Below are 8,499 nucleotides of genomic sequence, written 5' to 3' on the forward strand. Positions count from 1 at the left end.
AATTTGTCGAATGCTATCAAGTGTTGGAATTATAAAAAAGGACTCCCAGGACATAATAGGTACGAAAAAGAAGATTTGAAAGTTATTTAACTCCCTAGTTCACATAATGTCGATTATCCAAAGTAGCCCGCCAGATCAACGTCTGACGGGCTTTTTCTTGTGAATTTTTTGAAGTCTAGCATTTTTCATTTTTCAAACGTTGATTTAACGCTATTTTACCCTCTAAAAAGTTAGTGAAATTTTCTTTATCGTGATAATCAGACTCGTTATAAAAAAACTGCTGAGGCTTATCTTATACCTCAGCAGAAAGAAAGAAACAATGTGGTAAAATATTACCTATGTTGTCAGAAATAGTTTACAACAAGTCACAGAATTATTTAAGTAGTTTGCTTTGTCATAAAAAAAAGCCAATCAAAAAGATTGGCTAGATACAACTTAGTCAAGAGGAAAATAAAATTTAATCATTAAGTACATTTATTAAACCCTTTTAGATCTAAAAAGACTACTTTGTACTTTTACAGCAAGCAAATTTCTTTCCCAACTACTTATAAACCGGGCATTTTCAATTTTTTTTGAAAATATGAAATGACTGAAATACAGTCCACTTCCTAATAAGTAGCATTTTTTTCGTGCTTCCTACTGCTGATAGCTTTAGTCTTGTTTTTCGTTAAAAATAGCTCCTCATCGGCACTCGCATAATACTTTGGATTGAGTGTCAGATTACCGTCCTTATCTCCTTTATTGACAAGCGATAGGAGAAATGGGCTGAATCCAAGAATACCTAGCAAAAGTGAGCCAATCCATAACGTTTTTCTGTTAAACATACTTCTCACTCCTTATTTTTTAGAGCAGGCCCATCATAAGGGAAGTTTAATCAAGAGCGCTACTATTGGAGGTTACCTTATAAGCCTGCTCTTTCTCCTTAGTATACCATGTCTCGCAAAATAATGAAGCGCTTTCTATTGCTGACTTTTCCATTTGACTGTATACTAATAGAGTAAGGAACCAATGATTCCCACAATTAGAATTTCGAAAATTTAGAGTAGTGTATTTTCTAAAAGAATGAAGCTAGTTGGCACGCTCAATGCGAGGCGTGTAAGTGAAGTTGGTTACACAAAAAGAGGAAAGGCGTGGGAACGTGAGACACTCCTTACAGTTTCTGGAAGGGCTAACAAATTTTATATAAAGTACAAAAGAATTACTCCTTGAAACACATTGAATCTTGTCCGTTAGCCCTTCTTTTTTTCTATCTTGTTTCTCTCTCTCCTAAGAGGACTTTAAGCCACTCCAAAAGCGTCGTAGCTACACAAAAAATGGTCTTTACTTTTCAAGTAGAGACCATTTTTTTGTCACCAAATTATCAAAAATTATAAGTTCCTCTCTCACCTAAAAGTTTCCTCAACTATCCCTATAGTTTACTGGTAGAGACTTCTAAATCCCGTCACTAATTTTAAAAGTTTACATGATGAATTTCAGATTATTAGTCCCTTAGTTGTGCCTTTTTCCTCCTCCTAACAAACTAACCAAATTTAAAAATTCACACTTTTGTCATATTTCACAAAGAAATCCTGTAAGAGCATAAGGGAAACCTGATATCAAATTTGATATAAACCGCAGAGCGGTTTGGTTTTAGAGTGATATCAGTTTTTTTTCACATGCGGCAAATACGGGCTTATCTGCCGCACCCTATTTTTTTGTGATGTTTTTGAAACGAGCTTAACTAAAAAAAGCGAAGGTCAGTTTCCCTACTTTTTTCTCTTACACTACGCAACTAAACACGGTTGCATTTTGTTCGTCAAGTGCTCCACTTAAGTTGTATGGATTGTTCGATCTCCTTCAAAAAAAAGCAAACCCAAATCGAACCATTTTCCAAAAAAAATAGTTCTAAGTTAGTTAATGAACAGTCAATTTCATTTCCAAAACTGAAACCATTTTTTGACAATCCATGCATCTTTACGATTGAAGATTCCGTTTGTAATTGTTCCTCTTCTTCCTTACTTTCGTGACCCGATTCTTCTGCATATGTAACTAATAAATGAGACTGGAGTTGTTCAATTTGCTTGTTGGCCCAAGGGTGAGTTGTTGTTGCTGGCCTAACAATTTTTGCTTTCTTTCAAGTTCAAGATTTTTGTTTTCTAACATGCTTCAAAATCTAATATCTCACTACCGATATTAGATTTTGAAGCATGGGGCAACGACTATAAACGAAACTCAAAATGTCACTCAAACAGTTCAGTATCTCTACACAGATGGCTCAACTACGTATGGTGCTTGGACTACAGTTGGTGGGACAACATTTGATTCAATAATAACTCCAACGACTACTGGATTTACTGCTGAAAAAGAGGCAGCTGACACCGTAGAAAATGTAACGGGAACGACTGCCAATAGTATCAATTACTGTTGTATACACAAAAAAACTTTGCCTTCTACAGGCGGGGGAGGAACAACAACGACTTCCTATTACAGGAGGCACGACAACAAGTACCACAAGATCCTTACCTCAAACAGGAGAGGCTGATTCTTGGTTTACTCTGATAGTGGGAATCTCACTTTTGGGCGTTGCGGGTCTTTTAACATTCAAAAGAAGAAAATTTTTCCATAAGTAAAGAACTTATCATGACAACAAAAAAGAGCCACTAAGCAGCTAGCTTGGTGGCTCTTTTCGTTTAATCTAATCTTTATTTTTCCGGAATTGGTTGGACTAATTTATAGCCTTTTTTCCATTTAATTTGAATCAATTCTTCTGGTTCTAGTTTTTGTTTCGTCCATTTTTCTTGAATTCTACGTACAAGTTGGGATAACTGTGCCATTCGGGATTCTATCTTAGTGTCCTCCATCCCAACAGATCCCCATACTCGAAGAGCTAATTGCTCTCTTGTGATATAAGTATTGGGGTGTTTTTCTAATTCAGTAAGTAACTTCCTCTCGGTTTTAGACAACGAAGATTTAAACTCCAGCGATTTAAATAAAAACGTTTTAGGTGATAGATTGGTATGTGCGCCTTCAGATATTAGACCAGATTGTTCGGAAAGAAACTCTCGTAAGTCAACCAAAGAAATAGCTGGGTTTAAGAAATTGGCTTCAATTTCAGTATCTTCTTCCATTTGAGCTACTCGAAAAATCATGTTGGTAGAGTTTCTTATTTTTTTCGACAACGATAAGCACTCGTGATTAGTCAGCGTCTCACTTAATACAATAATGTGAAACAAAGAAAGATCTACATTCGTTTTTAGCGCATCCGTCACTAAGCTAACTGAATAAAAAATTTCATTCCCTAATGATAAGAACATATTTCCTAGCGGTTTATCTAACTGTTCATTTTTAGTTAAAAATAACACTCTATATTCCATGTATATTCCTCTAATCATTACTATATTATCATTTTACATTTCTTCTAAAATACGTCAATTATAATTTAACATAAATCACATTTAAACTTAAAAAAATAATTTTTTTAAAGTGAAGCCTGTCCCCTAATTCTTCTGCTTATATTCTCCTACTTAATTTTGAACCGTTGCATGCGCAGCATTCTTCCTTCTCAAAACCCAGTAAAATTTTATTAGACTGAAGGGCGATGTACTCTTCAGCAGATATACTAGAAAAGTGGTTAAAATCTTAACTAAGTGAACAAAATTACTATACAAAAATTTGTTAGCTTGAAGAATCACTTTGCTTAACTAGAGAAAAAATGTTTGATATCCATACCAAATCCTATAAATTCTTAGTGATTCACGGGCACTATTGATGTGTTCCCTGGGTGCATTGATGGCACCATATACTCCTAATCTGACTCCATAGAAAACCCCTGCACTGCTGGTATATAACAATAGTGATGCCAGGTTTCCCTTATGCTATTTTTCCTAAAATTTCTAACTCCCAAAAGTATTGTACTCTAAGGGCACCTCCTAAAAGTACACCTTGAGATGGCCTGAAAATCCCTTGACAACAACAGCAAAAAGTACTCTAAGGGTGTTCTTTTTGATTTTTTATGAAAAGGGGGATGTTTAATGATTGTTGGGTATGCACGATTTTCTACTCAAAAACAAAATCTTGACCGTCAAATTGAGAGTTTAAAAACCTATGGCTGCGAAGAAATATTCACTGAGAAAGTATCAAGTAAGACCACCAAAGGCAGACGTATCTTTCAAGATTGTTTAGCCTTTCTCCGTAAGAAAGATACGCTTGTAGTCGCTTTATTAGACCGACTAGTGCGCAACTACAACAATATTACAAACGTTGTCCGAGATTTAAGCACTCGCCAAATAAACTTAGTTGTGTTGGATATGCCCTTTTTAAACGCTGAAATTCAAGATGAGAGTATGGTATATTTATTTAAAGATATGGTGATTAATCTATTATCCTATGTGGCCGAGAACGAGCGTAATAAGATGTTAGAGCGCCAAAAGGAAGGAATAGCTGTCGCCAAGTCCAAAGGCGTGTACAAGGGCAAACCGTTGGAATATTCAGCAACCGCTAAAGATCACAAAAAACGAGTGCTTTATTTTGGGATAGTACAAGATTTAAATGCTGGCGAGCCGATTATGAGTATCGTTAAAAAGTATGGGGTCAGTCGAAATCTGGTGTATCGAATCAGGAAAGAATTAAAAAATGGGGAACACTGAAAACTAGTGTTCTCTTTTTTTATATTGGAAATTGAAGTATTATCAAGCGTATCACCATGAAACGGAGTTTATGAAATGGCTGAAACGCTTTATACAATACGTCAGATAGCTGATATAGCAGGAGTTTCCAAGGTTACGATGTACCGATATATTACTGAAAATTCGTTTCACGAAACGTTAATGAAACGAAACGCTAAAATGTATGATGAAACGACTAAAAACCTTATTTTAAAAGGATTTTCTAGCAGAACCGTTTCAAGCGATTCAGAAACGGCTGAAACGGTAGATGTGACTACAAATTTGCTAAAAGACCAAGTTAAAAATCAACAGTTACAGCTTGCAGAAAAAGACGAGCAGATTAAACAACTCCATAAATTATTAGACCAGCAACAGCAGCTATCTTTACAAGATAAAAATCAAGTTAAAGAACTGAAAGAGCGTATCAGCGAATTAGAGGGGCTTATTGTAGCCCCTGACGATTTTCAGGAAGATACAGATATAAATACTCCCGAAGAACCTAAAACTTCTGAGAACGTAACTGACAGCTCTAAAAAGCGTAAATGGTTTCAATTTTGGAAATAAAAAAAGCTTGATTGCAAATTAAGAATTCACAATCGAGCTTATCGACATTTAAGGGTTGTAGGACATCCTACCAAGCTACGGTTTTGTGCGCACAAAACCGTAGCTTGCCCTACTTACTCCCTATTCTTTTAACCAATTATGCAAAGTTACTTTAGGCAAAACATCATCATGCAGCTTTTCACGGAAACGAAATTCTAGGCGATCAATTCGATTGCCTTTTTTTGCTTTGATTTTTGTAATCTCGAATGGTTCAAAATACTGGGATAACTCTTTTTGAATTGGTCGAAGAACTTTCTTATCAATATCTGACATTTTGTAGCTATCTGGAATATCTAGCAACTCTCGAAACTCACTAATCTTAACCGTATAATAGCCAGTTGTTTTGAATTGTTTCAAAAGTCGATACATAGACTTGGAATAGCTAGAATTTAATTCCGTAAACTCTAATAATTCAAATTGTGTAAATTCATTACTCAGATTATTTAAGATGTAATCTAATTCTGGATTGATAGATATTTCAACAAATTGGTGTATTGGATTTATTTGGAAACCAGTAAACAATACAAATTTGTAAATAGTTCCGTAGTTATCTGCTTCTCTGTATGTTAGGTGAAGCATTTTATCGTAAATGTTTTCTAAGTCCTTAACAAAACGTTTTATTGCCGTAGGTTTATACTCGCTTAATTCTTTCAAGCTATCAAAAGAAAATCTAACCTTACTCTGACTTTGATTTTTCATTTTCGCACAAATAGCAAAGAATAGGTTCATCTCAACAGAGTTAAATTTTTTCAATGGGATAGTATTCAACTCGTTTTTATATTTAACTGTCAAATCATTCATCAGAGACCCACCTTTTTTTAATTTAATCTAACTAAATTATCCTTAATCAGTCAAGGTCTTATCTAACATAAAGCCCCTTGTACTCAGACGAAAAGACCTTCATAGTCAGACAAAAAGACCTTCATAGTCAGACAAAAAGACCTTCATAGTCAGACAAAAAGACCTTCATAGTCAGACAAAAAGACCCTTGTACTACACCTCTAATCTTACAGCGCCAAGCGATACAGCACACCTAAAAAAGGTTTAAAAAAAATATTAAAAAGATATAAAAAGAACTATAGACAATTTTACTCTTTATTCTCTTTGTATTACAATGACATACAAAGGAGCTGAACAGCATGGCGATGATTACAATTCGTGTCAGCGATCAAGAAAAAGAATGGCTAGACCATATGGCGGAATTTTACGGCATTACCTTATCGGAGTTGATGAAAACTTATTCTATGGCGCAATTAGAAGACGAGTACGACAAACAAACTGCGGATATCGCGCATAAATTATGGGTAGAAGGCGGTAAAGAAACAGTTAGCATGACCGAGATGTTAAAAGAGTTTGGTGGCGTTTAATGGTCTACCGGTTAGAATTCAGCAAAGACGTTCAAAAACAATTGAGAAAAATGGATAAGCACCAAGCAGCTTTAATTGTCCGCTGGCTTTACAAGAATGTAGACGGTACAAATAACCCTAGACAGAATGGAAAAGCTCTTACAGGCGATTTAGGAGCGTTCTGGCGGTATCTTATTGGAAACTATCGGGCAATTGTTGAGATTGAAGATGATAGATTGGTGATTACAGCTATTCAGGTAGGCCATAGGCGGAATATTTATGATTGAGGACAGAAAAAAACCAGTCAAGCGAATGACTGGCTAGAATATTGAACCTCAACCGTTTTCCGCCAGTTGAGTGTATCTGTGAGTTAGCACTATGGGAGAGTGCTTAGTTAAGTTTAATTTTACGGAAAATTTGCTTAAAATCAAGATTCAATTCACCTGCTTTTTATCTCACACTACTCGACTAAACACGTTTTACTAAGAGTTCATAACTGAAATCAAAATGACTAGTGAATTATAAAATATATGTGTATATATTGGGTAAAGAAGATTTCTTTTTTTTGCGTATAAAAACCCTAAAACAAGACCTAATAAAAAAAGAGGCAAAAGCAAAAGAATATTTCCTACTAGAGCAAATCGATGGGCATATGCGAATAATAACGAGGAAATTACAACTGTTAATTGTGTGAAAAAAATCTTTGTTGGATATAAATAAATCAAAATATATCTGTAAACAAACTCTTCAAATAATGGAGATAAGAATATGTAATTCAATAAAAAATAGATTTTGAACTTTATGTTAGGGTCATAAAATTCCACATTATTAAACACAAGAAATAAATAAACTGTTACTAAGAGAACAAAGCAAAATGCTATTAAGAACGAATGAAATAAAATAGATTTCTGATTTTTTAAAAACTTTTTTTTAAAAAGATCTTTTCTAAACCAGATAATACCTAATATTAGGAAAATTATTTTTAGAGTCTCTAAATTGATATAGCGTATACTTCCAGGTAAATTAAAAAAAGCGAATGAAAGAAGCCAAAAGATAGTAAACGATATTTTTTTTGATTTAAGTGTAAAATTCATGTGATCAGCTCCTGTTCTAGTTGAAAGCATTTTCAAAAAATGGTATTATTGCTACAATATATATATATATTAACCATCTTTTTATGTTTTTTCAATTTTATTATAATGTAAGGGGGAGCATCATGAAAAAGAAGAGTTTATTATTTATGTTGTTTGTTGGAGCTATAATATTTATCAGCCCTATCAAAACTTTAGCTACGAATGAAATAGCTTCTGTTAACAAAGAAGAAGCTAGCTATTCATTTATAGAGGAAGATTTAGTTGGAACTCGAGTGGAAAATTCTACTGTCGATACTAGCGGACCTACTCCAAGGATGGGGGGATACCTTTATAAATATGTTAGCCACAGTGAGTCAAATAAAAAGACATCATATGTCAAAACTTTAACAGTTTCGACAGGAATCACATTCTCTTGGAGTGCTGCAACAAAGCTTGGTACCTTTACAATCGGATCGACTACTTCAGTATCAAAACAAATAAAACAGTACAAAAACACAAGTGTTATTAAATCTAATTGGAGAGTTTATGATAAATACTCTGGCAACTATATACGTACAGAAACTATAACTGCTAATTCCACTTATTATAGTTATAAAAATGTCTAGAAGTCCCGATGACGAGTAGACGTAATACGATGAGAAAAAGAAGCCAGCTCTTTATGAACTGGCTTTTACTTTACATAAGTTACGTTATAACAAGTTAATCAAACTAATTACCACTTTGAAATAATTCATCTACAGTAACTCCTAGTTCTTTAGCTAAGTTAAAAGCTAAAGAAAGGGTTGGATCATATTTGTTATTCTCAATAGCATT

12 protein-coding genes are annotated in these 8,499 nt (G+C 34.2%); 6 read left to right on the top strand and 6 right to left on the bottom strand.

The genetic code is table 11. From position 1 onward, the window contains the following. Positions 1 to 608: 608 nt before the first annotated feature. Positions 609 to 824, bottom strand: coding sequence for a hypothetical protein (locus ACYSNU_RS18545; RefSeq protein WP_265460385.1), 216 nt, complete (start codon positions 822 to 824; stop codon positions 609 to 611). Positions 825 to 2,028: 1,204 nt separating this feature from the next. Further along, positions 2,029 to 2,142, bottom strand: a complete 114-nt coding sequence (locus ACYSNU_RS18550; RefSeq protein ID WP_416207883.1) for a DUF536 domain-containing protein — start codon at positions 2,140 to 2,142, stop codon at positions 2,029 to 2,031. A gap of 320 nt (positions 2,143 to 2,462) precedes the next feature. Here ACYSNU_RS18550 and ACYSNU_RS18555 point away from each other — a divergent pair, with 320 nt between their 5' ends. Further along, complete coding sequence (locus ACYSNU_RS18555) at positions 2,463 to 2,609, top strand: LPXTG cell wall anchor domain-containing protein (RefSeq protein ID WP_461738579.1); 147 nt, start codon at positions 2,463 to 2,465, stop codon at positions 2,607 to 2,609. A 72-nt stretch (positions 2,610 to 2,681) separates the two neighbouring features. Here ACYSNU_RS18555 and ACYSNU_RS18560 read toward each other — a convergent pair whose 3' ends face one another. After that, complete coding sequence (locus tag ACYSNU_RS18560; RefSeq protein WP_265460384.1) at positions 2,682 to 3,353, bottom strand: winged helix-turn-helix domain-containing protein; 672 nt, start codon at positions 3,351 to 3,353, stop codon at positions 2,682 to 2,684. Between the two features lie 657 nt (positions 3,354 to 4,010). On the opposite strand from ACYSNU_RS18560, the gene ACYSNU_RS18565 reads away from it, so the two are divergent. Beyond that, on the top strand, positions 4,011 to 4,625 hold the full coding sequence (locus ACYSNU_RS18565; protein WP_265460383.1) for a recombinase family protein: 615 nt from the start codon (positions 4,011 to 4,013) through the stop codon (positions 4,623 to 4,625). Between the two features lie 75 nt (positions 4,626 to 4,700). Continuing rightward, positions 4,701 to 5,207: a hypothetical protein gene (locus tag ACYSNU_RS18570; protein WP_265460382.1), complete on the top strand. Its 507-nt coding sequence runs from the start codon at positions 4,701 to 4,703 to the stop codon at positions 5,205 to 5,207. Between the two features lie 120 nt (positions 5,208 to 5,327). Here ACYSNU_RS18570 and ACYSNU_RS18575 read toward each other — a convergent pair whose 3' ends face one another. Further along, on the bottom strand, positions 5,328 to 6,047 hold the full coding sequence (locus ACYSNU_RS18575; RefSeq protein WP_265460381.1) for a replication initiation protein: 720 nt from the start codon (positions 6,045 to 6,047) through the stop codon (positions 5,328 to 5,330). A gap of 338 nt (positions 6,048 to 6,385) precedes the next feature. Between ACYSNU_RS18575 and relB the strand changes: the two genes are divergently transcribed. Further along, positions 6,386 to 6,613 carry a type II toxin-antitoxin system RelB family antitoxin gene (relB, locus tag ACYSNU_RS18580; RefSeq protein ID WP_265460380.1) on the top strand — a complete coding sequence of 76 codons (228 nt, stop codon included), beginning with the start codon at positions 6,386 to 6,388 and terminating at the stop codon, positions 6,611 to 6,613. Continuing rightward, positions 6,613 to 6,879, top strand: a complete 267-nt coding sequence (locus tag ACYSNU_RS18585) for a type II toxin-antitoxin system RelE family toxin (protein WP_265460379.1) — start codon at positions 6,613 to 6,615, stop codon at positions 6,877 to 6,879. The genes relB and ACYSNU_RS18585 overlap by 1 nt, the downstream gene beginning before the upstream one ends. Before the next feature lie 195 nt (positions 6,880 to 7,074). Here ACYSNU_RS18585 and ACYSNU_RS18590 read toward each other — a convergent pair whose 3' ends face one another. Then, a complete protein-coding gene (locus tag ACYSNU_RS18590) occupies positions 7,075 to 7,716 on the bottom strand; it encodes a CPBP family glutamic-type intramembrane protease (protein ID WP_461738580.1) in 642 nt (213 codons plus the stop codon). A 92-nt stretch (positions 7,717 to 7,808) separates the two neighbouring features. Between ACYSNU_RS18590 and ACYSNU_RS18595 the strand changes: the two genes are divergently transcribed. Then, positions 7,809 to 8,291 carry an LMxysn_1693 family intestinal colonization protein gene (locus ACYSNU_RS18595; protein WP_265460378.1) on the top strand — a complete coding sequence of 161 codons (483 nt, stop codon included), beginning with the start codon at positions 7,809 to 7,811 and terminating at the stop codon, positions 8,289 to 8,291. Between the two features lie 103 nt (positions 8,292 to 8,394). Here the strand turns inward: ACYSNU_RS18595 and ACYSNU_RS18600 are convergent. Continuing rightward, positions 8,395 to 8,499: helix-turn-helix transcriptional regulator (locus ACYSNU_RS18600; protein WP_461738581.1), on the bottom strand; the 105-nt coding region annotated here is incomplete at its 5' end.

The organism is Enterococcus sp. LJL120 (genome assembly GCF_054871765.1).